Source organism: Acinetobacter sp. TSRC1-2, assembly GCF_049895885.1.
Lineage (GTDB): Bacteria > Pseudomonadota > Gammaproteobacteria > Pseudomonadales > Moraxellaceae > Acinetobacter.
In genome coordinates this window covers 94,461-120,238 of record NZ_JAFCTF010000010.1, presented here as the reverse complement: position 1 = coordinate 120,238, position 25,778 = coordinate 94,461, and the positions used below count along the sequence as shown (strand labels likewise).

At 44.1% G+C, this 25,778-nt stretch carries 18 protein-coding genes; 15 read left to right on the top strand and 3 right to left on the bottom strand.

Going from position 1 to position 25,778, the window contains the following annotated elements:
* Nucleotides 1-46 precede the first annotated feature (46 nt).
* Both ACP69Y_RS11650 and ACP69Y_RS11645 read right to left on the bottom strand, forming a co-directional pair.
* Nucleotides 47-3,748, bottom strand: coding sequence for a UvrD-helicase domain-containing protein (locus ACP69Y_RS11650; protein WP_425918542.1), 3,702 nt, complete (start codon nucleotides 3,746-3,748; stop codon nucleotides 47-49).
* 6 nt (nucleotides 3,749-3,754) lie between these two features.
* On the bottom strand, nucleotides 3,755-7,447 hold the full coding sequence (locus tag ACP69Y_RS11645; protein WP_425918541.1) for an exodeoxyribonuclease V subunit gamma: 3,693 nt from the start codon (nucleotides 7,445-7,447) through the stop codon (nucleotides 3,755-3,757).
* A 184-nt stretch (nucleotides 7,448-7,631) separates the two neighbouring features.
* On the opposite strand from ACP69Y_RS11645, the gene ACP69Y_RS11640 reads away from it, so the two are divergent.
* Nucleotides 7,632-8,138: a hypothetical protein gene (locus ACP69Y_RS11640; protein WP_425918540.1), complete on the top strand. Its 507-nt coding sequence runs from the start codon at nucleotides 7,632-7,634 to the stop codon at nucleotides 8,136-8,138.
* A gap of 57 nt (nucleotides 8,139-8,195) precedes the next feature.
* Here the strand turns inward: ACP69Y_RS11640 and pap are convergent, their stop codons facing one another.
* Complete coding sequence (pap, locus tag ACP69Y_RS11635) at nucleotides 8,196-9,614, bottom strand: polyphosphate:AMP phosphotransferase (protein ID WP_425918539.1); 1,419 nt, start codon at nucleotides 9,612-9,614, stop codon at nucleotides 8,196-8,198.
* A gap of 206 nt (nucleotides 9,615-9,820) precedes the next feature.
* Here pap and ACP69Y_RS11630 point away from each other — a divergent pair, with 206 nt between their 5' ends.
* From ACP69Y_RS11630 to ACP69Y_RS11565, 14 genes are all read left to right on the top strand, one after another.
* Nucleotides 9,821-10,525, top strand: coding sequence for an FFLEELY motif protein (locus ACP69Y_RS11630; RefSeq protein WP_425918538.1), 705 nt, complete (start codon nucleotides 9,821-9,823; stop codon nucleotides 10,523-10,525).
* A 165-nt stretch (nucleotides 10,526-10,690) separates the two neighbouring features.
* A complete protein-coding gene (gene ubiE / locus ACP69Y_RS11625; RefSeq protein ID WP_425918537.1) occupies nucleotides 10,691-11,635 on the top strand; it encodes a bifunctional demethylmenaquinone methyltransferase/2-methoxy-6-polyprenyl-1,4-benzoquinol methylase UbiE in 945 nt (314 codons plus the stop codon).
* 11 nt (nucleotides 11,636-11,646) lie between these two features.
* Nucleotides 11,647-12,315 (top strand): ubiquinone biosynthesis accessory factor UbiJ, encoded by a 669-nt coding sequence (locus tag ACP69Y_RS11620; protein WP_425918536.1) that lies wholly within the window; start codon nucleotides 11,647-11,649, stop codon nucleotides 12,313-12,315.
* Nucleotides 12,316-12,321: 6 nt separating this feature from the next.
* Nucleotides 12,322-13,941, top strand: coding sequence for an ABC1 kinase family protein (locus ACP69Y_RS11615; RefSeq protein ID WP_425918535.1), 1,620 nt, complete (start codon nucleotides 12,322-12,324; stop codon nucleotides 13,939-13,941).
* Between the two features lie 163 nt (nucleotides 13,942-14,104).
* On the top strand, nucleotides 14,105-15,184 hold the full coding sequence (locus ACP69Y_RS11610) for a patatin-like phospholipase family protein (protein ID WP_425918534.1): 1,080 nt from the start codon (nucleotides 14,105-14,107) through the stop codon (nucleotides 15,182-15,184).
* Nucleotides 15,185-15,435: 251 nt separating this feature from the next.
* The gene (gene hisIE / locus ACP69Y_RS11605; RefSeq protein WP_425918533.1) at nucleotides 15,436-16,227 is read left to right on the top strand and encodes a bifunctional phosphoribosyl-AMP cyclohydrolase/phosphoribosyl-ATP diphosphatase HisIE; all 792 of its coding nucleotides are present in this window, start codon (nucleotides 15,436-15,438) and stop codon (nucleotides 16,225-16,227) included.
* A 10-nt stretch (nucleotides 16,228-16,237) separates the two neighbouring features.
* Nucleotides 16,238-17,743, top strand: a complete 1,506-nt coding sequence (locus ACP69Y_RS11600) for a UvrD-helicase domain-containing protein (RefSeq protein ID WP_425918532.1) — start codon at nucleotides 16,238-16,240, stop codon at nucleotides 17,741-17,743.
* A gap of 30 nt (nucleotides 17,744-17,773) precedes the next feature.
* Complete coding sequence (locus ACP69Y_RS11595; RefSeq protein ID WP_425918531.1) at nucleotides 17,774-19,141, top strand: ATP-binding protein; 1,368 nt, start codon at nucleotides 17,774-17,776, stop codon at nucleotides 19,139-19,141.
* 368 nt (nucleotides 19,142-19,509) lie between these two features.
* Nucleotides 19,510-22,350 (top strand): monovalent cation/H+ antiporter subunit A, encoded by a 2,841-nt coding sequence (locus ACP69Y_RS11590; RefSeq protein WP_425918530.1) that lies wholly within the window; start codon nucleotides 19,510-19,512, stop codon nucleotides 22,348-22,350.
* 1 nt (nucleotide 22,351) lies between these two features.
* Nucleotides 22,352-22,717: a Na+/H+ antiporter subunit C gene (locus ACP69Y_RS11585; protein WP_131216028.1), complete on the top strand. Its 366-nt coding sequence runs from the start codon at nucleotides 22,352-22,354 to the stop codon at nucleotides 22,715-22,717.
* The gene (locus ACP69Y_RS11580; protein ID WP_425918529.1) at nucleotides 22,717-24,525 is read left to right on the top strand and encodes a monovalent cation/H+ antiporter subunit D; all 1,809 of its coding nucleotides are present in this window, start codon (nucleotides 22,717-22,719) and stop codon (nucleotides 24,523-24,525) included. Before ACP69Y_RS11585 ends, ACP69Y_RS11580 begins: the two co-directional genes overlap by 1 nt.
* 2 nt (nucleotides 24,526-24,527) lie before the next feature.
* Complete coding sequence (locus tag ACP69Y_RS11575; RefSeq protein ID WP_425918528.1) at nucleotides 24,528-25,049, top strand: Na+/H+ antiporter subunit E; 522 nt, start codon at nucleotides 24,528-24,530, stop codon at nucleotides 25,047-25,049.
* Entirely contained in the window at nucleotides 25,046-25,321 is a 276-nt protein-coding gene (locus ACP69Y_RS11570; protein ID WP_425918527.1) for a monovalent cation/H+ antiporter subunit F, read from the top strand. Before ACP69Y_RS11575 ends, ACP69Y_RS11570 begins: the two co-directional genes overlap by 4 nt.
* A gap of 11 nt (nucleotides 25,322-25,332) precedes the next feature.
* Nucleotides 25,333-25,734 carry a Na+/H+ antiporter subunit G gene (locus ACP69Y_RS11565; RefSeq protein ID WP_425918526.1) on the top strand — a complete coding sequence of 134 codons (402 nt, stop codon included), beginning with the start codon at nucleotides 25,333-25,335 and terminating at the stop codon, nucleotides 25,732-25,734.
* Nucleotides 25,735-25,778 lie beyond the last annotated feature (44 nt).

The window sequence follows — 25,778 nt, the reverse complement described above, 5'->3', positions numbered from 1 at the left end:
TATCCACAGCTTAATTATTTGTTTAAAAGCTATTAATTTCGCTAAATTAAGCGATTTTGCTGCTTTTATCTTCAGCAAAATAGCCCAAAATAGCATCAAGACGCAGTATAAATTCAGCATCTGGTTTCCAGTGATAAAATCCCTGTTCAGCCTGCCCGTTCATGCCGCGTAAATACAGATAACTTGCACCGCCCAAATGTTTTTCAATGGCATAGTCCTGCATTTGAACCGTCAAATAACGATGCAACGCTACCAGATACAGGCCTGCCTGCAACCAGTAGCTAGCTTGGGACATACTCTGCCGAATTTCACCATCAACATAATGCGATTGATCGGTGCCTAAAAAGTTACTTTTATAATCGGCAATATGATATTGCTGACCATCAAAATAAACCAGATCGATTGAACCGGTTAAATACCGTGCGGAATTGGCCTGATTGAAATCCAGCATTTCAATGCCATGTTCTGCATAGAGCTGATGAATACGTTGAATCGCCAAGACATGATCTGACAAGGACAAATAAAAGGGAAATTCAGCCAGATGTTCATGTTCAGTCAGTTGATTCAGTTGAAAATCCTGATGCAAAGGCGTAGCTAAAACCTGTTGCAACCATTCACTCATCCAGGCAATCAGCTGCTCTTCATCCTGCTGCTGAAACTCTTGTTCATATTTATTTGATAATTCCAGCCATAAACCTGGATAGTCATTCTTAAAACGGCGGCGAATTTCCAGAGGCCAGTCCTGCTGATCTTTGAAATCAATATGTTCAAAAATTTCGTGCAGGAAGGTTCCAGCCACAGTTCCCATCGGAAAATTACGCTTGATCCATGACAGCGGTTGAGTCGCTACCGTGGCAACCGTTTCAATCACGTGGATTTCATCTGCCGCGCTGAGCATTTGATCGGTATTCACCGCTAAGGCATCAATGGCTTGTTTACGCGTTAAATGCTGAGCCAGCGCACTGAAACTGGTCTTAGAACGTGGATAAAAACGCTGCTTGGGAAATTCTAGCGCCTGTAAAGGCAAAGGTTCTTGTTGCTGCTTGACCTGTAACTTGATCGGCTTGTCATTCAGCAAAGCTTCGTCTGCACTGGCGGAATGAACAAAGGCTTGCCCACGCCAGAAAGCCAAACCATGATTGGATTTGCCGTCCTGATCTTGCAACACCGCATAGACCCGATGACTGGCTCGGGTCAACGCCACATACCAAAGCCGATGTTGCTCTGCCACGGCACGGGCATTGTGCTGATCAATTGCGCCCTGTTGCAGCAAGTTCTTGTCATTCACCGCCACCACACGCTGCACCTCAACTTTTCCAGTCACCGGATGCACATGTTCTACAGTCGAAAAATTCAGGGTTTTGTTCATTTCCCTGAAGTCTTTATCCGCGCCGAGCAAGAATACAATTTTAAACTCTAGGCCTTTGGACTGATGAATAGTCATCAGTTGCACCCCTGCCTCATTCGACAGTTTGCGCTCCAGTTCCCACTCGCGTTCCGCCGGAGATTGCAGTTGTTTCAAATACCAGTGGTAAAGCTTTTGTGCGCCTTGATATTGCTCACTGTGCTGACTCAGCAATTCGGTCAGGTGGCGTAAGTTCACCACCGTACGTTCATTATCCCGGCTTTGGGTGGCGACCAGATTTTTCCAGACCTGAAATAAATTCAGGCAATACTGCCAAGCAGTTAAAAAGCCCTTTTCCAGCCACATTTCACGAATACAGTCGAAATCGTAAATAAACTGGCTTAAGCCATCCGCTCGGGCTTCAAGCTGAATCAGTTGCTGTAAATTGAAACCCAATAATCGGCTCAATAAAGCCCGTTTAATTTTGCCTTCGTCATAGGGATGCAGGATCGCACTTAGCACCGCGCCAACATCTTTGGCGACCTGATGATCAAACACACTGCGTTTCGACGGGCGATTGACCCGAATGCCTAAGCGCTCCAATTCATATTGGGCTTTATCCAGACCATCATGATTTTTAGATAAAATCGCGATTTCATTTTCAATCAGATATTTCGGTCCAGTTTTTTCTGCAAGATAGAGTTTTTCTTCAATGCCCTGATTGAGTAAATTGCGGATTTTCCACGCGACCTGAATCGGCTCTGCTTTTTTATCGCTCAATTGCAACCAGCGCAGCGGCTGATGATTTTCACCCTGTGCATCAATAAGCGGTGGATGGGGACGTGCACCGGCCTGAACTGGACTGTAAAACACCTCTTCCCCAAAATCCATCTGGCGCTGGAATAAAGCATCGACCGCTTCTACTAGTGCTTTAACTGAACGATGGTTGTGTCGCAAACTGTATTCCTGACCTTGTTTGGACAGCACATCGGCTCGGGCTTTGTTATAGGTCAGCATATCGCCACCGCGGAAGCCATAAATGGCCTGTTTCGGGTCACCGACCATGATCATGCAGCCTTGCATATAGCGCTTCTGGTCCCGCCAAATTCGCGCCAGCATATCGTCTTGATCCTGATTGGTATCCTGAAATTCATCCACCAAAATCAAGGGATAATGGGCCTGCACAAACTTGGCAAAACGCAGCCCTTGCTCGCCTTGCAAGGCTTCTGCCAAGGTTCGAATTTGCTGGGCAAAGGTGGTTTCACTTTTCTGCTGCAGTACTTGCGGCAAGCGTTTTTTGACTTCGCGGCTAAGATAGAATTTCAGATAGGCATCCAGTAAATCCAGATCCATATTCAGTTTGGACAAAGCCTCACAAAAACTTTTCAGTGCTTGAATCAGCCCGTGCTGCTCGAACTGATGCAGCACATCTTCGGCACATTTATTTAAGACTTTTTTAGTCGCCAGATCCATCAAGTTTTTCAGGGTATTTTCAAAATGTGGCGCAAATAAAGCATAACAGCGCTGTTCAGCCAAAGCCTGAATAAAAGCCGGTAAATCATCACACAACGTACGCTGCATCAAGCCATCAGTACGCCATTTCTTACCAATTACCGAATGATATTGTCCATCAGCCGAATAATATTCGCTTAAGGTGGAAATCAGGCTTAAATCCAGCTGAATAAAGTTATCCACCAGCTGTTCAAACTGGTTTAAATCCAGTTCTGGCGCAGTGACTTCCTGAAACTGTGCCGAGGCAAAATTCAGGGTATTTTCCACCACAGGAACATAGGCCTCCTGCGACTTCAACTTTTGATTGAGCAACAGATAATTGACCACATTTTGCGGTTGCAATTGAATCCATTCGCGCAAGACATCATGAATCAGCTGATGGGTATAACTCTTGGCATCATCGGTGATATCAGCCCGTTCAATCTTGCCGCTTTCAAATGAAAACTCGCGCAATAACTTTTGACTGAAACTGTCCAAGGTGCCGACAAACAGTTCATCCAGCTGATCAATCACCAGTTTTAAACGTTCACGAGCGAAATCTACCCGCGTGGCATAATCGCTTAACACCTTTTGAAATAAAGGATCGGTTTCAGCCGCTATTTTGGCCTGAATTTCAGCATCGGTAAGTTTTTGGCAGCTTTCAAAATAACGTAAGGTTTCAACCAGACGCAGCCGAATCCGGTTTTTCAATTCAGCTGCAGCGGCACGGGTAAAGGTGGTGGCAATCACCTGATTCGGCAAATACTGATTCAGGAATATCCGCACCATCAAACTGGACAGGGTAAAGGTTTTTCCTGTGCCGGCCGACGCTTCAATCCAGTGCAAACCTTTGAACTGCATATCCACAATCGGGTTAAACGACGGCTTTTTTAATGTTTGAGGATGATTCATTTATTCTTATTCCTCAATCACTTGTTGATGCATAAATACCGGCTGATAAAGCTGATAGGAAAATTGCGCACAGGCATCTTCTAATAAAGCGGTCGCATCCTGTTCCTGTAAAATAAACTGCCAGTCACGGTGCATTTTGGTGGCTTCGTTATCCGCGACAGAAAAACCGCTGAACTTGCCATCTTCATGCCAGTCTTTATAGATCACATCCATATCGTCAATGCACATCTGGTTCTGTTCATTCGGTTGCCAGTCATGCTCTTTGTCTTTTTCAGCAATTTTCAGCAGCAAGGCTGCCGGTAAAACCAGCGGTTGGCTTTGCCCATATTTCCAGGCCGCCAACCAGTGATCCAGCCACTCGCGTGCTTTGTTCGAGGTGACGCCATGACATAAAATGGTCCGGTCACTGAACACCACAATGCGCGCCAGTTTTTCACCGCCCTCACCCATATTCAGATAAGCCAGCCAGAGTAAATATTCCAGCCAGACTTTGGCGCGACGCTTGGCACGTGCACTCGATGCTTCCAGATTGACCCATTTTTCAGCGCTATTTTTTGGCAGGGTAATATTCATATAGACATGATCATTGACCTTCCACACCTGCTGCGTGGTCGGAGTCACCTCAGGTGCATATTTTAGCAACCGCGCTTTTAAGCGTTCTTGCTCCACCACGCTCATCTGCCAGCTAGTTTGCTGCAGTTTGCCAATCGGCAATTGATCCATCAATAACTCAGGCTGTGCCGTACCGTCCTGCTTTTGCAAGAACTGGCGCACTGCATAACGTGCCAGACCATCCAGTAACAAAGGTTCTTGCAACGCAGGTAAATCTTCAGGGCGCAAATTTTCCACGCCTAAAGTTTTTAAATACAGGCGTGCAGGGAAAGTCACATCCTGAATCCATTGATGACTGTCCAGCACCTGAACCTCTTGCTGCAGATTCTGATACGGCGTATTCACCCAAGATGAGCGCTGTCCCGTGGCATGGCGAAGCTGCCCGGCCACACAGAACCATTGATCCTGATAACGCACTGGTCGAGTCGACTCAAAACCTACTGGATCAAAGGGCAATAAAGGATGGACATGATAAAGTGACTGCAGTTGTTCAGGCACTACCACGCCATTAATCTCCACGGTTGCATCCGCTGCTGTATCTGGCTGTTTGGTCTGGACAATAAAAGCCAGATGTTGCACCAGTTCCTGTAACACGGTGGATGGATCACGCACTTCACCATCATTAATATCGAAGCCGTTATAAAACAGCCATAAGTTGTCCTGCGCCAACAGCAGATTATCTAAAAATGCCCCTTGATCATCTTCCAGACGGGAACGGTCTCCCAACTGGGGTTTCAGCAAATCCATCAAATCGAAAGGTAAATGCTGGCTGCGATTTGGAAACTTGCCGCTATCGAGTCCAAGCATCACAATCAATTTATACGGGACAGGACGAATCTGCCCAATTTGACTAAAGGTAATTTGACCGGTCGGTTCAGCATGTTCCAACTGAGTTTCCAGCGTACTGTTAATTTCCGCCAGCAAATAAGGCAAGGGTAAGCTCAAACTGCGTAAGGCATGATGATCGTGCTCATCATAAAAACTCGCCAGTGTCAGCATTCGTTCTTGTTTTTTGATAATCTTATAAACCGCCGTTAAGGATTCAACACCGGCTTCTTCAAACTCGGCAATGTCCTGCATCAGGTATTTTAGCCATTGCTCCACAGGTACACTTTGACCTTGCTCATGCGCAATCATCCAGTCACGACGTGCATCAAAATCCTGATAAATCTGAATCAACTTGGCAATCAGCTCAAAGTCACTCGGCAAGACTTTGGCAAAACTCAGCGTGCCTTGAAACAAGCTATGTTCAGGAATGGCAATCCCCAAAGCCAAACGATCAAGCGCGAATTTAAAACTAAAGCGGTAGTCTTCATCGCCCTCACACAGGCTGCGTTTCAAATGCTGGGCATCTAGTCCACGCTTAAAGCCGGCATCTATCAGCAATTCAGTGATTCGTTCAATCGAATTGACTTCTAAAGCGTAGCGCTGCTGGGTTGCACTTAGACTGAGCCAATCGGCAAAATCTTCAATAGTAAACCGTTTTTGAATCAGCTCAATTCGCCCCAACACGGCTTTCCAGGCATTCAGTGCATCCAGTTGAGTCACGCCGGCAATTTTAATCGGCAAATAAACACTGTCTTTGGACAGTTGATGACTGCTGCCCGCTTTTTGCTGAATCAGGTCGCGCTCGCTAGGCGGTGGTGCAAATACACTACGAATCAGTGGTTCAAGCTCACTCAAACTTGGGCTTAAAACCAAGATGTCATTTGGTCTGCGTGGTGCATCTTTTGTGCCTTGTGCCAGCCAGTGAATCAGTTGTTCTTTTAAAACTTCGAGCTGGCGCAAACTGGAATGGCAGACATGAATCTGAATCGAATCATCCTGTTCATCCAGCACATATTGATGCTTTTCAGGCTCGACTAGATACAACACATCGGACTGAATTTTACCGAGCAGATTATCTTGATATTCATCGACAAAGGCATCTGCCCAGACCCCATCTTCGCCTGAAGACAAGTTGGACAACAACGAAAAATGATCTCGGGCCTGTTTACCAAAACGGGTCAGTAATGGATGGCGTGACTCACGCTGTTCTGCATTGAAATTTAGGGTAAATTCCTGAAAGAATTTCTCAATATCGGCATCCCTGGCTTTCGGATTTTTGGCAATAAAGCGTTCTTTGACCCCTACGTCGTAACGCGCTTTCCAGTTCGGATCGACACTGTCTGCCCAATATTCCTGTGATGGGTTGTAATGCAGAATATAGATGTCAATGTACTGCCCCAAACGGCGTAAAAATTCCAGTTGCATCGGCGGCAAATCGAGCAAGGTGAAAATCACCAACTGTCGTGGCAGTTTTTTTAAAGCCGCTTTACGTGTTTCAGGATCATCCAGAATTTCCCAGAACATGGCATCAATACTTTGCATTTGTTCAAAGTCCTGATGAAACACTTCCTGCCATAACCAGCGCTGCCACGCTTCCAGTTCACGTGCCTGATTTAAAGTAAATTCGGAAATTTCAGTATTGGTTTTAAAGAACATATCTTCAATGGAGAGTTCTTTATTTTGTCCCCACGCCTGTAACCAGTTGGTTTGGCAACTGCACATATTCGGCGGACAATTTTTCTGGCAATGCCCTCGATACTCCATGTAATGGCTAAACAGACGTGACACCTGTTCTGCTACCCAATACAGCATGCCCTGCTTTTTCAGCTGTTTTTCGATGCCTTGCTCTAAACGGTCGGCACTGTCATAAATCCGCTGCACAATAGAACGTAAAGGGTGATCGTGTGCCAAAGGATTTTGTTCAGCCTGAATAAAGGCTTTGAGTGCCTGAAACACGCGCCACTTAATAATAATGCGCGGGATATTGGCTTTACGGACTTGTTCTTTTTGCTCAGTCAGCACCCATTGATAGGCTGACCATTGAAAACCACGAATTCGATGATGAAACTGGGTATTGGCACTGATGCCTTTTTGTTCGGCCAGTTTCTGTGTCAGCCAGGCTTCAACTGCATGTGACGGCACAATAAAATGCTGGGTTTGCAGAACTTGAAAAGGCGTATTCGCAGGCATATTCACGGTCGTCAGCATGGCATGTACCAGTACATCAATACGCTGACTTTGAATCACATGAATTGCCATGAATGAGCTACCCCTTTAATGTTCGAAAATGAAATACCTACAAAACCATAAAGATTATTTACTATACATCTGCATCTGTCTATGTCACTTTTAGATTTCGGTTCGAATCAAAAATGTGTTTGAAATTCGCGCCTTAATAATGATTGAATAGAAAAACCAACACCAAGTTCAAGGTATTTACATTATGAAAATAGATAAAATTCCAGACTCAATAGACCCAGCATTAAATTTGGAAACCATTCGTGCAGAATGCTTAGAACTTGTCAAAAAACGTGCTTATTTTTCTGCAGGTGCTGCCGTCGTGCCTGTTCCGTTTCTGGATGTTGTCATCGACGTTGGAATTTTGTCACAACTCATTCCAGAAGTGAATGCACGTTTTGGTTTAGCTCCTGAACAAATCAGTGTCTATGATCCAGAAACCAAACAAGTGCAGTGGAATGAACTGCGTAAACGTGGAGTCGAATTCTCCGGTTTGGTCGTGGCACGTACTGCGGTGAAAAAATCCCTCAACAATGTGGCAGCAAAGGTCATCACCAAACAAGTGACTAAATTTATTCCTTTAGGCGGGCAAATTATTGCGGCAAGTTTAGGCTATTTTGTGATGAAAAAAGTGGCCGAGGCACATGTAGAAGAATGTTACAAAATCGCCAGTGGCGTTCAGCAAAAACAAAGAGCCCATGTAGTGAATTAACAACCTTTGTATGATAAGTATCGGACAATCAGGGCAGATCATCTCGTAACTGAGAGCTTAATCCGCTCTCAGTTGTTTTAAAATGGCGCGTAATACTTCTAAACGTGCGGTATTTTTATCATTGTTGGCAATAATGTACCACGGTGCATAATCGGTACCGGTTCGTTCAAACATATCTGCCGCGGCATTTAAATATTCATCCCATTTTTCACGATTACGCCAATCATCTGCGGTAATTTTAAAGCGTTTATGCGGGGTATCTTCACGTGCTTTAAAGCGCGCTTCTTGTTCATCTTTACTAATGGCCAGCCACAATTTAATCACCACTGTTTGACTATTGACTAAATCTTTTTCAAAACGGTTAATTTCATCATAGGCGCGTTGCCATTCAGCCTCACTGGCAAAACCTTCAATACGCTCGACCAATACCCTTCCATACCAGGAACGGTCAAAAATGGTAATATCCTCATCGGTCTGTAATTTGTTCCAGAATCGCCATAAATACGGGTGACGCAACTCATATTTTTCAGGTGCGGCAATGGTGTGAATATCATATTCACGTGGATCCAGATTTTTGACAATCCGTTTAATTGCACCGCCTTTACCTGCCGCGTCCATCCCTTCAAAAACAATAATGGCTTGACGATCATCAAAACGCAGGGCTTCGGCCACTTTTAGGGAGAGTTTTTTCAACTCTTTTTTATAGTCTTCATTACTCGCAGGCTGATTTTCCGGATGCAATAAAGCCTCTGCAACAATCGCTTGTTTCCACTCGGCTTGGGTTGTAACCAAATGTTCTGGACAATTCTCTAAGGCAGCTAAAATGATGTGGGCAAATTGCTGATCCCGTGCTTTTTCATCCTCACATTCAATCACCGTCCAGTCATCGGTAAAACGCTGGCGCAGTTTTTGTAAATTGTCATATTGCTTTTTATTGCGCCAGTCCAGACCATGTAATTTATGCCAGTGCACTTCACTAGGGTCCATATTGTCGAGTCGTTTCTGCAAAGATTTCCAGGACAAGTCAAACCAGACCTTAATCACATCGACATGGTTGTTTTTTAAATCCTGCTCAAACGCCCGCATATCTTCGATATAGGCATCAAACACAGTTTCATCTAGCGGTTTAGACACATGCAAAGCGGTGACCAGCAAATCACTGTACCAATTGCCAAACATCACCATGATTTGCCCTTCAGCAGGAATGAAAGGTGCATAAGGTTGCCAAAAAGTTTGCTTCTGATCCAGCATAATCGGTGGATCGGCTTTAACTCGCAAATAACGCGGATCGACCCATTCACGCAGTTGCTTAACCGACTCCCCTTTACCTGCAAGTTCAATTCCATTGACTAAAACCAACACGCTTTTGGCATTTTTTTGGTCGCGGGTATTTCTTAAAAGATATTGCGCTTCAACCAGGTTCAAGGAGAGTTCATCTTCATCCACGAGCTGACTTTCTATTTTTTCTGAAGGCATATTATTCTCTAATCTATTGTTCTTCATTGCAGTATAGCGAAGCTCAAAACCACACAATAGAGCAAGATGTTCAGTTTATGTTGCTTAGAATTGATTATTTCGACATCAAACTGACCGATTTGAAATCATTTTTCTATCATATTGTCATAGCGACTTCATCAATCTCCCTCTAATATTTAGCTATCTAAAAAAAATAGAGACGCATAATGTCAAAACTGGCTGCATTGGATGAATTGTTAGAGTTGTACTATCAATTGAATTATCATCAAAATCCTGACATTTCCCCACGTCTTCAAGATGTTCAAGCCTGGCAAAAACAGCGCATGCAAAACACGCATGTCAAACAATTCGCAGAAAAACACAATATTTTAATGTCCGAATACTTTCTGAATCGACTGTATGGCGGTTCAGATTTCGATGCTTTAGCAGAGCAAATTGCCCGTTTAACCAAATATGCCCATAAAGCAGAAAATCTGATTCCTGAAAATGCCATTAAAACCGGCACCTCTGGCGTTGAACTGGCGATTTTAGCCGTACAGCTAGATGAACAAGTCGCCATGCAATTGCTCGAAGATTATCATCCCCATGAAGCTTTAACTGATGAGATGATGCGTCTGACTTACCTTAAACTGAATCAGGGACAACATCGCCTCAAGCAGTTGGATTTACTGGATCAGCTCGGTTTTAGCCTAGATAAATACATGCGTTCATTCATGGTTTATACCGCATTTAAAATGTGTAAAGGCACTGCTCAAAAATATAACTTTCAGGTGATGTATGAGTTTATGCAGGATGGCTTTTTAGCGATGAAACCGTTAAAGTCGGCTGAGAAGTTCGTCAAAGATTTTACTGCGGTTGAACGACAAATCATTCATAAAGTTCATGCTGGTGATGCCCATCCATTTCAATAACGTCAGGCTGTGATGGAAGTAACACTGAGCCGCGAATAAAAACACAGAACAAATTTCTGTATATTATTCATAACAATTGCATGCTGATTACTGTACAACGTCTTAGAATCTGTCATCATGCAAGCACTGCAACATTAACCCTATTTTTATGTTAGGAGTGACTCTATGTCTAACGAAAATCAAACGCCTACCTCCACACCCGAGCCGGCACAAAATAAAGACAAAGTGAGTCCATTCTTAACTGAACCATTACCGCAAGGGACAGCACAAGGTCAGCAACACACCTTACAACAACAGTTGACCGATACGCCTGTCACCGGTTCAGTTCCTAAATACAATCTGCCGCGTGGCGCAAACACCGGCAATGTCGGTGAAACTACCCATTTTGGTTTTAAAACGGTAAGTAGCGAAGATAAAGCACAAAAAGTGGCGGAAGTGTTCCACTCGGTCGCGAGCAAATACGACATCATGAATGACTTGATGTCATTCGGTATTCACCGTTTATGGAAGCGCTTTGCCATTAACATGTCTGGCGTACGTCGTGGTCAGCATGTATTGGATATTGCAGGTGGTACAGGTGACTTGGCTAAAGTCTTCAGTCGTGAAGTTGGTCCTACCGGTCATGTGGTACTGTCTGACATCAATGAATCAATGCTGAATGTCGGTCGTGACCGTTTAATCGATGCCGGCTGTAGCAATGTCGATTTCGTTTTAGCCAATGCTGAAACTTTAGAGCCATTTGCAGACAACAGTTTTGACCTGCTCACCATCAGCTTTGGTTTACGTAACGTGACCGACAAAGATGCGGCACTCTCTGCAATGTACCGCGTGCTTAAGCCAGGCGGGCGTTTATTGGTGCTTGAATTCTCTAAACCTGTGTTTGAGCCATTCTCTAAACTTTATGACTTGTATTCGTTTACCGCTTTACCCATTATGGGCAAAATTATTGCCAATGACTCGGAAAGCTATAAATACCTGGCAGAATCCATCCGTATGCATCCAGACCAACGTACCCTTAAAGGTATGATGGAAAATGCAGGCTTCCAAAACTGTGATTACCACAACTTAACCGGTGGTATTGTGGCGGTTCACCGCGGCTTTAAACTTTAAGGTTTCATGCTATGTGGTCGATTCTGGCACTCGGTGCAGTTGAACGATTAATTCATCATGTGATTGATCTGGATGCGATTACCCGCATCCAGCTGAATGAACTGCAAGGCAAAATGTTGCGTGTGGTGATTGATTCACCACAGCTTTCTGTCGATGTATTTTTTGACGACAATAAGGTGCGTTTAGAACCGACAATCACCGGTCAAAGCGATGAACCCTCGATTTTCGAACAACGCCCGTTTGATAAAAACCAGCAAGTTTCTGAAGCGACCGCCACTTTGCAAGTTAAAAATGTGGTCGAGCTGTTGAAACTGTTATTGGCGGACGATGTCGGCAATATTCCGCTGCAAGGTGACTATCATTTGTTGCAGGATATTCAACGCATCATGCAACAGGCCGAACCGGATTTAGCCTCGCATTTAAGTCCGTGGATTGGTCCCGCCCTTGCACATGAACTGGGTAAGATTCAACTTGCACCGAAACATTTAAAACGTACCCTTTCAAGCTATGCATTCTTTGCCGAAGATGCATTAAAAGAAGATACAGGTCTGTTTGCCCCACGCTGGCAAATGGATGATCTCAATCAAGACACCCGAATTTTTAATCAAAACTTAGATCGCGCCGAAGCCAAAATTCAGCAGCTTCAGGCACAGATTGATTCAACTCAAAACCAGGTATAAACATTTATGATTCCGCACGTTTCACGTTTACTCGAACTTTGGCGCATCGCCGCGCACTATAGACTCGACACGTTGTTTCCTGCGGAAGAATTACCTGAAAAAGCCCGTCATGTTCTAAGCCTGATTCGCATGCACCCCGCTGCCTGGTCTAGCCGTGAACGTAAAAATCCACTCAAGCTGAAAGAAGCTTTAGAGGATATGGGGCCGTTAGCGATTAAACTCGGGCAATTGCTCTCGACCCGTCGTGATTTGATTCCACCCGAAGTTTTACAACAATTGGTGCTTTTACAAGACCAAGTCAAACCGTTTGACAATAACGTTGCCAAAATGCGCATTCAGGAATCGCTGAAAGCCGATGTAAATACCCTGTTTGCCCGTTTCGATGAACAACCACTTGCCGCGGCTTCCATCGCTCAGGTGCATACTGCGGCCTTGCATGATGGCCGTGAAGTGGTGGTGAAAGTCACCCGCCCCAATATTCGCACTCAAATTTTACAAGATTTTGAAATTCTAGATTGGCTCGGTGCCGCCTTAGAAAAACGCTTGGAAGCAGCACGTGCACTGCATTTATCGGAAATTATTCAGGACTATCGTCAAATCATTCTGAATGAACTGGATTTGACTTTAGAAGCCGACAACACTCGTCGTATGCGCCATTACTTCACGGGCTCAAGTATGATGTATGTGCCTGAAGTGTATATGGACAGCAAAGATGTAATGGTCGCTGAACGCATCACTGGCGTTCCTATTTCCGATATTGCCACTTTTGACCGTATGGGTATGAATCGCGCGGACTTGGCAGAGAAAGGTTTAACCATCTTTTTCACTCAAGTGTTCCGTGACAACTTCTTCCATGCCGACATGCATCCGGGTAACGTGTTTGTTGAAACCATTAACCCGAGTAATCCACGCTTTATTGCGCTGGATTGCGCGATTATGGGTGAACTTTCCAAACACGATCAAATGACCGTGGCACGCATGTTACTGGCAGTGATGAACAGTGACTTTATGCAACTGATTCTGGTGGTGCATCAAGCCGGTTGGATTCCGCCGGGCACAGACCAAGATGCTTTAGCGCGTGAAATGCGTCGTACCGTGGGACCCATGGTATCGAAACCTATGCATGAGCTGGACTTTGCCGGTATCCTGATTCAAGTGATGGATATTGCCCGTCGTTTCCATCTGGAAATTCCACCGCAGTTGATGCTGTTGCTGAAAACTTTGGTGCATGTAGAAGGCTTGGGAACTGATCTTTATCCGGAACTGGATATCTGGAAACTGGCAAAACCGATCCTCACCGACTGGATTAAAGCGCAAATGAATCCGCAGAAGAACCTGAAGGAATTGGGACAAAAAATTCCAGACCTTCTTCTGGGCGCACAAGACTTACCGAGCCTGATGATCGACAGTTTAAACGGTCTAAAAAACCAGTCTGCTTGGCATTCAAAACAGTTAAATGAATTGCAAAGCATGCGTTTGCAAATGGAAAACCAACAAAAACGCAGCTGGATTTTCGGTAGTTTAATGGCGATATTATTATCGATTGCGATTATTGCACCATGGTATGTTTCGATTCTGCTGATTGTATTTTCAAGCTTGCTTGCGGTTTGGCGTGTGGTGAAATAAAGAAATTCATGCAAATCTAGATTTTTAAGCAGCCAGACTATTTAAATAGTCTGGCTTTTTTTCTGCCTAATGACTGAGCAGTCAACAACTGATGACTCTTGCCATTGTTGCTTATGTCTAACAGCCTAAAATAACAACACACTTGTATATTTAATCATAGATCATGACGCAAATCCTGCTGAAACGTCCGCCTGCATTAAACTTAGGTGCCGGTCATCTTGCACGCCAACTGATTGAAAAAGAAGGTCTACAAGCACGCTTTGTAGATATTATTCCCGGTGCTGCAGGTGGTCCGAAAGGCATTGGCATACAAGGTTTAGACCAAGCTATTTTTGGCAATTTCTTGGCACAAGCCCCACAGCGCAGAACTCTGATCGGTTCATCCATTGGCAGTTGGCGTTTTGCCAGTATTCTGGCTTGGGGTGCTAAAGAAGGCACTGAACGTCTTTCAGAACTTTATACCAACCTGTATTTCGATAAAAAAATGTCACGTCACGATGTCGGCAATATTTGCAAAGGCATGTTGATTGATCTGATTCAAGACAAAGAACAACAACTGGTGGATCATCCTGATTATCATCTCGCTGTGATTTCCATTAAAGCCCAACATATTTTTCAGAGTGATCATTCCCTGCCATTACTGGCATCGGTGGCTGGCATTATTGGCAGTAATGCGCTTGGACGTAAACACAATCGTCTGTTCATGCAGCGCGTGATCAGTCAACCTGAAATGGGTACACAATTTAAAGTGGATGATGATTTTATCACCCATTATCAAACTTTAAATAGCGATAATGTCACACCTTGGCTAATGGCTTCTGCGTCCATTCCGGGCGTTATGGCGGCTATTCGTGATATTCCCGATGCACCCAAAGGCAGTTACCGTGATGGCGGGTTAATTGACTATCACATTGACCTGCCCTTTGAGAGTCAAGGCATTGTGCTATATCCGCACTTTAGCGACCGCATTACACCAGGCTGGTTCGATAAAATGTTGAAAAAGCGTCAAGCCAACCCTGAAAATCAGGCACGAACTTTACTGATTTCCCCTTCACAAGCATATTTGCAATCGCTACCGCTTGGACGTCTGCCGGATCGTAAAGACTTTAGCTTAAAAGGTTTAAACCACAAACAGCGCATTCAAATGTGGAACCAATGCGTAGCAGAAAGCCAGCGCTTGGGCGATGAATTTCTTGAAATGGTGGAAAAACAAAATTTTTCGCAATTTATACGAGATTTATAAAGCCATTGCAGGCTGCTTTCAGTATAGCCTGAGCTACGCTCTTGGTTTTAAATCTGCAGTCTTTTCAATTCTTTTGATCCTATGAAAATAGAGCACAGTATTTTTAAGCTTTCATATTGCAAAGAGATCAAGCGCCATTATGCGCATGCAGCGTATATTTTTTTCTCAAAGCAGTGCTAATCACGTACACTATGCGATGGCGATTTTCATTCGCTCTTTTTAATTTTGAACATATTTTTGGTGAAATTCTCATGAACAACGTGCAATGGCTCGATGAAGTAAAATTTAACGAACAAGGTCTAATTCCTGCCATTGCACAGCATCATCAAAGCGGTCGAGTACTGATGGTCGCATGGATGAATCGTGAAGCTTTAGCCTTAACGGCAGAAAAAAACCAAGCCGTTTACTTCTCCCGTTCACGCCAAAAATTGTGGCATAAGGGTGAAGAATCAGGTCATTTCCAAACCGTGTATGAAATCCGTCTGGACTGTGATGCTGACGTGATTGTATTGCAAATTGAACAACACGGCGGTATTGCCTGCCATACCGGTCGTGAATCGTGTTTCTACCGTAAATTGACACCAAATGGCTGGGAAATTGTCGATGCGCAATTAAAAGACCCAAGCCAAATTTACGCTGAAAAATCTGCCCATCCACATAACCCACATACGCTGGCCATGAATGCCTCGACTGCCCAATCTGAACAAGTGGAAGTGCTGGATTATTTAGGTCAGATGATGACAGAGCGCAAAGCAGCTGATCCAGATTCTTCTTATGTAGCCAAGCTGTATCACAAGGGCTTAAACAAGATTTTAGAAAAAGTCGGTGAAGAAAGCATTGAGACCGTCATCGCAGCGAAAGACTTTAAAGCCGAAGCGCATGAAGACAATAAAAATGATTTAATTTATGAAGTGGCAGATTTATGGTTCCATACCATTGTCATGCTCGGCTATTTCGACCTTGAACCACAATTGGTGCTCAACGAATTGGCACGTCGCCAAGGTTTATCCGGATTGGTTGAAAAAGCCAATCGTCAACATTAAGCCAATGACTGTGTCTAATTCGCAGAAACCGAACCCGACCTATGAGCAGGCTATTGCTATAGACAATGGGCGTTTAGGCAAATCCTTTAAAGTGATTGCGTATGCAGGCACAGGTAAAACCACCACTTTACAAATGATCAGTGATGCCATGCCCGAGCGGCGTGGCATGTATCTGGCGTTTAACAAAGCCATTGCATCAGAAGCGCAAAGTAAATTTCATCGTAATGTCGACTGTCGTACTTTTCACTCGCTGGCTTTTCGCAGTGCGCCGCGTGGCGTGACTGATAAATTGCGTTTACCGCGTTTAAGTCCGAGTTTCATTGCCAAGGAATATCGCCTGCAACCGATTACTTTGCGTCGGATGATGGGTGGACGTTATGAAAAATATGTAATGATGCCAAGTCGTCTGGCCAGTCTGGTTGCCAATGCGGTGAGTTATTTCTGTTCGACCAGTTCGCAATATCCTGCACCCCGCCATCTGCAGGCACCGAGCTGGTTGCATCCCGACGATATTACGGAACTACAAAAGCATCTTTATCCTGCGGTTGAACGTCGTTGGTTAGAATCGATTGATCCGAATCATCAAGCCGGCATTGGTCATGATATTTATCTGAAACTTTGGGCATTGTCTGAACCGAATATTCCGGCAGATTATGTTTTATTTGATGAAGCACAAGATGCCGATCCATTGATGCTGGGAATTTTGCTGCGTCAAAAAAATACCCAAGTGATTTATGTGGGGGACGCGCATCAACAGATTTATGCATGGCGCGGTGCAGTCAATGCCATGCAACAACTGCCTTTGCCTGAATCTCGTTTGACCACATCGTTTCGTTTCGGTGAAGAAATTGCCTTAAATGCCAATGCGATTTTGGGTGCTTTAAATGAAACGGTACCTTTACTTGGTAATCCTCATCTCCATTCTAAAGTGGTGAATAAACCGCATACCAAACAACGCGATGCGATTTTATGTCGTACCAATGCGCGTGCGATGGAATTATTGCTTGCCGGTTTGCTGCATGGCGAAAAAGTCAGTTTGCAAGCTGACCATGTCAAACTGAATCGCTTTGTCGATGCGGCCAGCATGCTCAAACAAGGCCGCCGTGTCATCGATGTGCCTGAACTGGCGTGGTTTAACTCTTGGCATGATGTACATGAATACTGTGAAACCAATGATGGCAGTGACATTAAACCTTTGGTGAAACTGGTCGATGATCACGGTACAGATCCACTCAAAAGAGCACTGGCAAAAATCACCCCGATTGAACATGCCGACTACATTATCTCTACCGCACACAAAGCCAAAGGTTTGGAGTGGGATCGTGTGCATATCGAAGATGACTATCAATTTAAAGTGAATGAAAAAGACCATAAAATTAGTGACGAAGAGTTAAGATTACTTTACGTTGCCTGCACACGTGCTAAAGTAAGTTTAAATATTCACCACATTTACGATTTGGTACAACAACTTAAAAAGCAAATGCCATTATCGCTGCGTAAAGCCGTGGGAGAATAATTTCAGCTCGTTTCGCAATGCAGGTGTTTTATGAAAATCGAATCCGTTCAACTTAAACACGCACTTCATTTTGCTGACCTCAAGCTGAAATTTAACGACAAACTGATTACCCTGATTCTAGGCGATCAAGGCTCAGGCAAGACCGCAGTTTTAAAATTCACTTATCAGGCACTGACCTGGTTTGCAGCGCGCTATAAAGACTTTCGCACTGCGGGGGTCGTAATGCTTGATCAAGATATTATGTTCACGCGCTTGCAATCCAAAATTGATATTCGGGTTCGAATTCCCAATGATATTGGTACTTTAACAGAAACCAGTGAGCCACAAGACAAAGCGCTTTCTTACTGCGATTGGCAGCTGTATAAAACGCTCAATAGTCATGGCATTGGCACCAGCAAAGCCGAAACCCAGCAACTGGAAAATTTGGTCGAACTTTATCAAAATGCGATCAAACATGATCCACTGCAAGGCTTGCCGCTCATTGCCTATTATCCTGCAGAACGGTTTGTCAATGAAATGAATATTCTGAGCAAAAACAATCCGGTCATTTTCCAGACCGCACATGCTTATGAAATTTCAACCCTTCCTTACACCACCTTTAGCCGTTTTTTTGAGTGGTTTCGTGAAATTAGTGATATTGAAAATGCCCAGATTGCCCAACTTTTTCAGCACTTGCTGTCCAATCCATCCGTTCAGAAAAATAAAGATAATGATTTCTTGCAGCAATTGGTCAACGCCCAGAAACAAATGAATGCACCCAGTCTGGATGCTTTAAAACAGGCCTTAAGTACGGTAATACCTGCTCTAGAAGATATTTATATCCAGTACCAACCCAAATTGCAGTTGATGGTGAGTTATCAAGGCAAAACCATGCTTTATCAACAACTCTCCAATAGCATTAAAAACTGGATCGCTCTGGTGGGAGATATCGTGCGTCGTTTATGTCTACTCAATCCGCACAGTTTATATCCCTGTCTTGAAGGGGATGGAATTTTACTGATTGATGCGATTGATCATCAGCTCGATCAAAATACCTGCCAAGTGATATTACAACGCTTACATCAGGCATTTCCGCGGCTACAAATTATTGCTACCGGCAATCGTAGTGAGTTACTGGAACATGCGGCAGACTATCAATGTTTAAAACTTGAAAATAAACAGATTTTTGATATGCAGTTACAACCCTTAAAAGACAAGTTTGATCATATTTATGAAAACCTGGTTTTTAATGAAGAAGTGATTGAAACAGATCCATGGCTTGAACCCGAATTAGAAAGCATCACGCTACAAACCATGTTGCAGCAGATTCAACAGCATTTAAGTGTAGAACAACAGGCTGAATTGCTTCGTTTAATGAATCAGCAAAATAATACCTCTTCACCCCACTCCCTGCCCTGAAACAAAATATTGAATGCCGTTAAAAAGATTCGATATTTTAAAGAGCCATTCTCAAGAATCATTTTTAAGTTTTCATCTGTCTAAACACGCGACACCAAGAAAGACTTGAGGGGCGTATAATACAGTCAAGTGTGCGCAAAAAGAATTGATGTTGTTTTACTCATGTAATAAAATCAAGTATCTTTAAAGTTTTATAGTAAAATCCGATTTTACTATCACTTTTTACAAGTTGCGCAACACAGCTTGTTTTTCAGTTTTTTGAATTCAATTTGGCTTTCAAGATTGAGAAGTTTTGGATTGCTCCTTGTGGTCCTGTAGTCCTTGAAAGATAAGATTCACCCTTAGGTTTTACAAACCTAATCACGACAGTGGATATCAGTGTGCTACCGATTATTATATTGTTACCGTTAATACTGGGCACAACCCTTGTCTCGTGGCTGAAACATTCTTCACGCGGGCTAACCGCTTTAGCGGCAATTGGTGTCAGTCTAAGCAGCCTGATCTTGTTACTAACGCAAGCAAAATACGTTTTTAATGGTGGAACCATCACCCAGAGCTGGTCATGGTTACCCCAGCTCGGCATCGATTTAAGCTTTCGTCTGGATGCCTTGGGCCTGTTGTTTGCTTTGCTGATTAGCGGTATCGGTACCCTGATTTATATTTATGCTTATTATTATTTAAGTCCAAGAAATTCTCTCAGTAAACTTTACCTGTTGCTGATGTTATTTATGGCAGCCATGCTGGGCATCTCGCTGTCGAATAATTTAATTTTAATGCTGATTTTTTGGGAACTGACCAGTATTTCGTCGTTCCTTTTGGTCGGTTACTGGAGCAATTACGAGGCTGCACAACGTGGTTCGCGTATGGCGTTGACGATCACCGGGATGGGCGGTCTATCAATGCTCGGTGGCTTTATTCTGCTCGGTCAAATTACTGGAACTTACCAGATAGACCAAATTTTAATGATGACAGAGAAAATTCAAAGCCATTCATTGTTTATTCCTACCCTCTTGCTAATTTTAATGGGTGCATTTACCAAAAGCGCCCAGTTTCCCTTTCATTTTTGGCTGCCCAATGCCATGGCGGCACCTACACCGGTATCGGCATATTTACATTCGGCCACCATGGTCAAAGCCGGAATTTTCCTGCTAGCACGTTTTACCCCGATCTTTGTCGGTGCAGCGCTTTATCATAATATTGTGACTTTTGTGGGGCTGTTTACCCTGTGTATGGCCGCCTTTTTTGCCATTTTTAAAGAAGATTTAAAAGGCTTACTCGCCTATTCCACCATTAGTCACTTAGGCTTGATTGTCTGCCTATTGGGGATAGGATCGCCGCTCGCGATTGCCGCAGCCATTTTTCATATCATTAACCATGCGACCTTTAAAGCCGCATTGTTCATGCTTGCCGGAATTATTGACCATGAAACCGGAACCCGTGATTTACGCAAGTTAAACGGGATCTGGCAACTCCTGCCGTTTACTGCCACCCTGACCATGATCACTGCTGCCTCTATGGCTGGCGTACCACTGACCAACGGTTTCTTGTCTAAAGAGATGTTCTTTACTGAATTGCTGGCCAATCTCTCTGGGCCAGTAATGATTTTTTCGGCGGTCATGGCAACACTGGCGGGAATCTTCGCGGTCGCTTATTCAGTACGCTTGGTTCATGGGGTCTTTTTTGATGGCCCGCTAGGTCGACAAGTTCCCAATCAAAATGCGCATGAGCCGCCTTTTGGCATGCGTGCACCCGCGCTTATACTTGCTGTTTTGTGTATCTTAGTCGGTCTTGCCCCTGCTCTTTTGGTTGAAAAAATTGTCAATTCAACCACGCGTGCCAGCACTCAATTACCGGACTTTGCAGGCACACATCTCGCAATTTGGCATGGCTTCAATGCCCCTTTAGTGATGAGTATTATTGCGCTATTGGGTGGGGTAATTTTCTATTTCGCTTTCGCTAAAAACGGTAAAATCCGTGAGATTGACCTTGATCCTATACTGGGTAAATTCCAAGGCAGAATCCTGTTTGATTTATTCTTAAAGCATCTGTTACTCAATTCACGCAAGTTTAAACGTAAAACTGAAAATGGTTCGCTGCAAAGCTATTTAATGTGGATTGTATTATTTAGTGCTGCATTACTTGCCATGCCACTGCTGAATCAGGGACTCACCACAGGTACACGTGAATTAACCCATGCACCTGCAATTGCGATTGTGCTTTGGCTGCTCTTGTTCTCTGCCTGCTGGATGATGTTGTGGTTCCATCATGAACGGATTAAAGCGGTGCTGATTAGTGGTGCGGTAGGTTTAGTGGTGACCCTGGTTTTTGTGACCTTGTCTGCACCCGATCTGGCTTTAACCCAAATTACGGTTGATGTCGTCACCACCGTACTCTTGCTAATGAGCTTATCATTATTGCCACAGCTTACCCCGTATGAATCCAGTGTTTCACGTCGCTGGCGTGATGCACTGATTGCCATTGGTGGCGGTCTCGGTATTGGCTGGATTAGCTGGTTGATCTTGACCCGTGATCACAACTCGATTTCATGGTTCTTCATGCAGCAATCGATTCCACTGGGCGGTGGAACCAATGTCGTGAATGTCATTTTGGTCGACTTCCGTGGTTTCGATACCTTTGGTGAGATTACCGTACTCGGTATTGCTGCCATTGGTGCCTTGTGTTTAATGGATGGCATGCGTACCCACGGTACCATCATTACTCAGGGTTTAACCTATCGTTTTAATCCCTCTCCATTAATGTTCCGTATCACCGCATCCTGGGTTTTACCATTAGCCCTGGTGGTAAGTCTTTATATCTTTCTGCGCGGTCATAACTTGCCGGGGGGTGGATTTATTGCCGGCTTAATTACCTCACTTGCCCTCTTGATTCAATACATTGCACTGGGTCAAGATCAGGCAGAACAAATGCTGAAAGCCCAATCGGGACGTTTATATGAAGTCTGGATTGGTTCAGGCTTAGTCATTGCAGGACTAACCGGACTGGGTGCCTGGTTCTGGGGACGTCCATTCCTCACCAGCGCACACTTTTATATCTCACCACCAGTTTTAGGTGAAATTCATCTGGCTTCTGCTGCCTTATTTGATGTCGGGGTCTATGTCACGGTTGTTGGTGCAACCATGCTGATGATTTCAGTCTTAGGTGACTCTCGTCATTCCGGCATGGCTGGCCCAGTATTGAAGGGAGAATAAAATGATCAGTCTAGAATTTTTACTCGCCTCTGCTATTGGATTACTGACAGCAACGGGAATTTATCTTATTTTGCGTGCCCGTACCTTTCCCGTGGTGCTAGGTCTTGCCATGATTGGTTATGCGGTCAATTTATTCCTGTTTGCCATGGGACGGATTCAGGTCAATGCTCCAGCGGTTCTGACTGAAACCACCAAAGCAACTGACCCCTTACCGCAAGCTTTAGTGTTAACAGCAATTGTCATTGGCTTTGCAACCACGGCTTTTATTATACAGTTGGCTTTACGTAGTCGCTATGAAACGGGAACAGATCACGTTGACTCCAAAGAAGATATTGTGCCAATTGACCCGCGTGAGGATGAGCCTTAATGAATGCTATCATCCAGTTTTGGACTGAACACACCCCTATTTTTAGCATTCTAATTCCAGCTTTTACTGCCTTTTTATTGGTGCTTTTGGGGAATCCAGGCGCAGGCGCATTATCACAGGATTGGCGTCAACCGTGGCGTCGTGGGATTAGTTACATCTCATCCATTTTAGGTTTAGCCACGGCTATTCTGTATTTGAACTTGGCCAGTAATGGGCAAATCAGTATCTATAGTTTAGGTGAATGGTCTGCACCATTCGGGATTGTCTTGGTGTTAGATCAGCTGTCTGCCCTGATGCTGGTGCTTACCTATGCCCTAGCGACCCCTATTTTATGGTATGCCAGTCATGAATGGGATGCACGAGGACGCTATTTTCATGTCATGTTCCATTTCTTGCTCATGGGCTTATGCGGTGCATTCCTGACAGGCGACTTATTTAACTTATTTGTATTCTTTGAGATCTTGTTGATGGCGTCTTATGTGCTGCTGGTACATGGACAAGGCAAGGCACGCTTTCAACTCGGAATTCATTACGTCACCATTAACTTGTTGGCCTCTGCCCTGTTTCTGATTGGACTTGGCATAATTTACGGCAGTGTCGGCAGTTTAAACATGACAGATGTCGCACGCCTGATTCCGCTATTAGAAGCCGACCAGCACAAACTCGCTGTCGCAGGTGGCTTACTGTTATTTGTCGTATTTGGGATTAAAGCTGCCATGTTGCCGCTAGGTTTCTGGTTACCGAAAACCTATGCGGTCGCAACAACCCCTGTTGCAGCAATTTTTACCATTATGACCAAAGTCGGCATTTATGCCATCTTACGTATTAATGGCACCATTTTTGAAGATGATTTAAGCCACAGCATTTTGGCGAGCTGGTTACTGCCGATTGGTCTTATCACCTCTATTTACGGTGTAATCGGGGCGATTGGTGCAGAACGCTTACGTCGCTTCGTCGGTTTTATGATTTTGTCTTCGATCGGAACCATCTTAATTGCGATTTCATTGTTTAACACTTTGGCATGGGCTGCGGCACTTTATTATTTAGTGCATAGCACCCTGATTGGGGCTGCATTTTATTTGCTCTCGGGCTGGATTACTTCACAACGCGGAGCATTCAAGGATCATTTCAATATTGCACCGCAAATGAAACAACATAAATTGGTGTCATTAGTCTTCTTTTTAATTGCTTTGATGATGGCAGGTTTACCACCATTTAGTGGATTTTTGGGCAAAATCTTTATCTTGCAAGCCACTTCACATTCACCCTATCAACTGGTGATTATTATTGTGGTGCTGATTGTAAGTTTACTCAGTATTATTGCGTTTACCCGAATTGGTTTTGTGCTGTTTTGGCGTGCAACCACGCCGGAAGACAATCCAAGTAAGGAGGAGTTTAAAGCCTATCAAGGTTTGCCTGAACAATCGCCTGCCCGAAATGACAAAACTATCTATTTACTGCTTTCAGGTTTAATCGTCTATATGATCTGTGCCGGCCCTATTCAGCAGTATATGTTTAAAACGGCTGAACAAATGCAAAATAATGTCCTCTATGAAGGGATTATTCTGCATAAAGATAACCTTAATCAGGTCATTAGCGTTCAACCTTATGATCCTGAAAACCTGCCTGAAACCAAATATGGCGGTGAAACAGTTGATCCTAATGCGCATCTGATTCCGTACATCATTTCTGAAAAGACGCTGCAAGGCGAGCATATCTCAGAGTATAAGCAACGCCAAATCAATCAACAGCACGTGCAGGAACCTGTTCATCCGGATGATGCCAAGCTCAAGCCAAGGGAGCCTTAACCATGCAAAAAACATCTTTCTGGGAAAATTGGTTACCGCATCCATTTGTATCGGTTATTGTGGCTGTAAGCTGGATCATGTTGGCACATAGTCTCGATTCAGCAACACTGCTTATGGCATTGTTGCTGGGGATTCTAATTCCGCGTTTGGTCAGCCCCTTTATTACCCGTACGCCAGATATCAACTGGGTGTTAGCGGCAAAATTATTTTTTGTGGTGTTATGGGATATTATTGTTTGTAATATTCAAGTGGCTAAACTGGTACTTGGACCGACCCATAAACTGCATCCCAAATGGTTTCGTGTACCTTTAGAAACTCAGCATGAACAAGTCAATGTATTGCTCGCACTGATTATTACCACTACCCCGGGTACAGTGACCGCAGGGATTGATGATGATCGTGGTGATATTTTAGTTCATGCCTTGAGTACTGATAATGCTGAAATAGACATTCTAGAAATTAAAAATCGTTATGAAAAAGCACTCATGGCTATTTTTGCTGTGGAATCAGGAGAAGACTCATGACCATTTTGCCTTATGCACTCGGCATATGTCTGGTAGCCATCACCATCTCGATGTTTCTTTGCCTGGTCCGTTTAGTCATGGGGCCATCTATTGTGGACCGTCTGCTGGCATTAGATACCTTATTTCTGAATGCAACGTGCCTAGTGGTGATTCTTGGCATCTATTGGGCAAGTACTGCCTTATTTGAAGGGGCTTTATTGGTTGCCATGCTTGGATTCGTTTCCACCGCAGCGCTGGCTCGCTACTTTACCACTGGCCATGTCGTAGATTAGGAGAAACAGTGATGCAACTCGCGATGGAAATTCTCGTCTCAATTTTTTTAATGATTGGCTCATTCTTTATGTTAGTCGGCGGTATTGGCATGGTGCGCTTACCTGACTTGTTTATGCGTCTGCATGCTCCGACAAAATCCAGCACCTTAGGTTTAGGTAGTTTTTTAATTGCTGCGATGATTTTTTCAGCTTTTCAAGGTCGGTTTGGTTTTGCCGAACTCTTACTGACTTTATTGGCGTTCATTACTGCGCCCGTATCTGCAAATTTAATGGCACAAGCCGCGCTGCATCTACGTTTACGTTCAACCAGTGGCGAAGTGCCTGAAGCACTTGAACGCCCCTTGCCTTGGCAACGAAGCCGGCGTCGCCCTCCAACTCAAGACAAAAAAAACTCACATGATGATCTAACATGAAATCATGCTCTTCTTTGCTGATCTTGAATTAAGAGATTGTTATA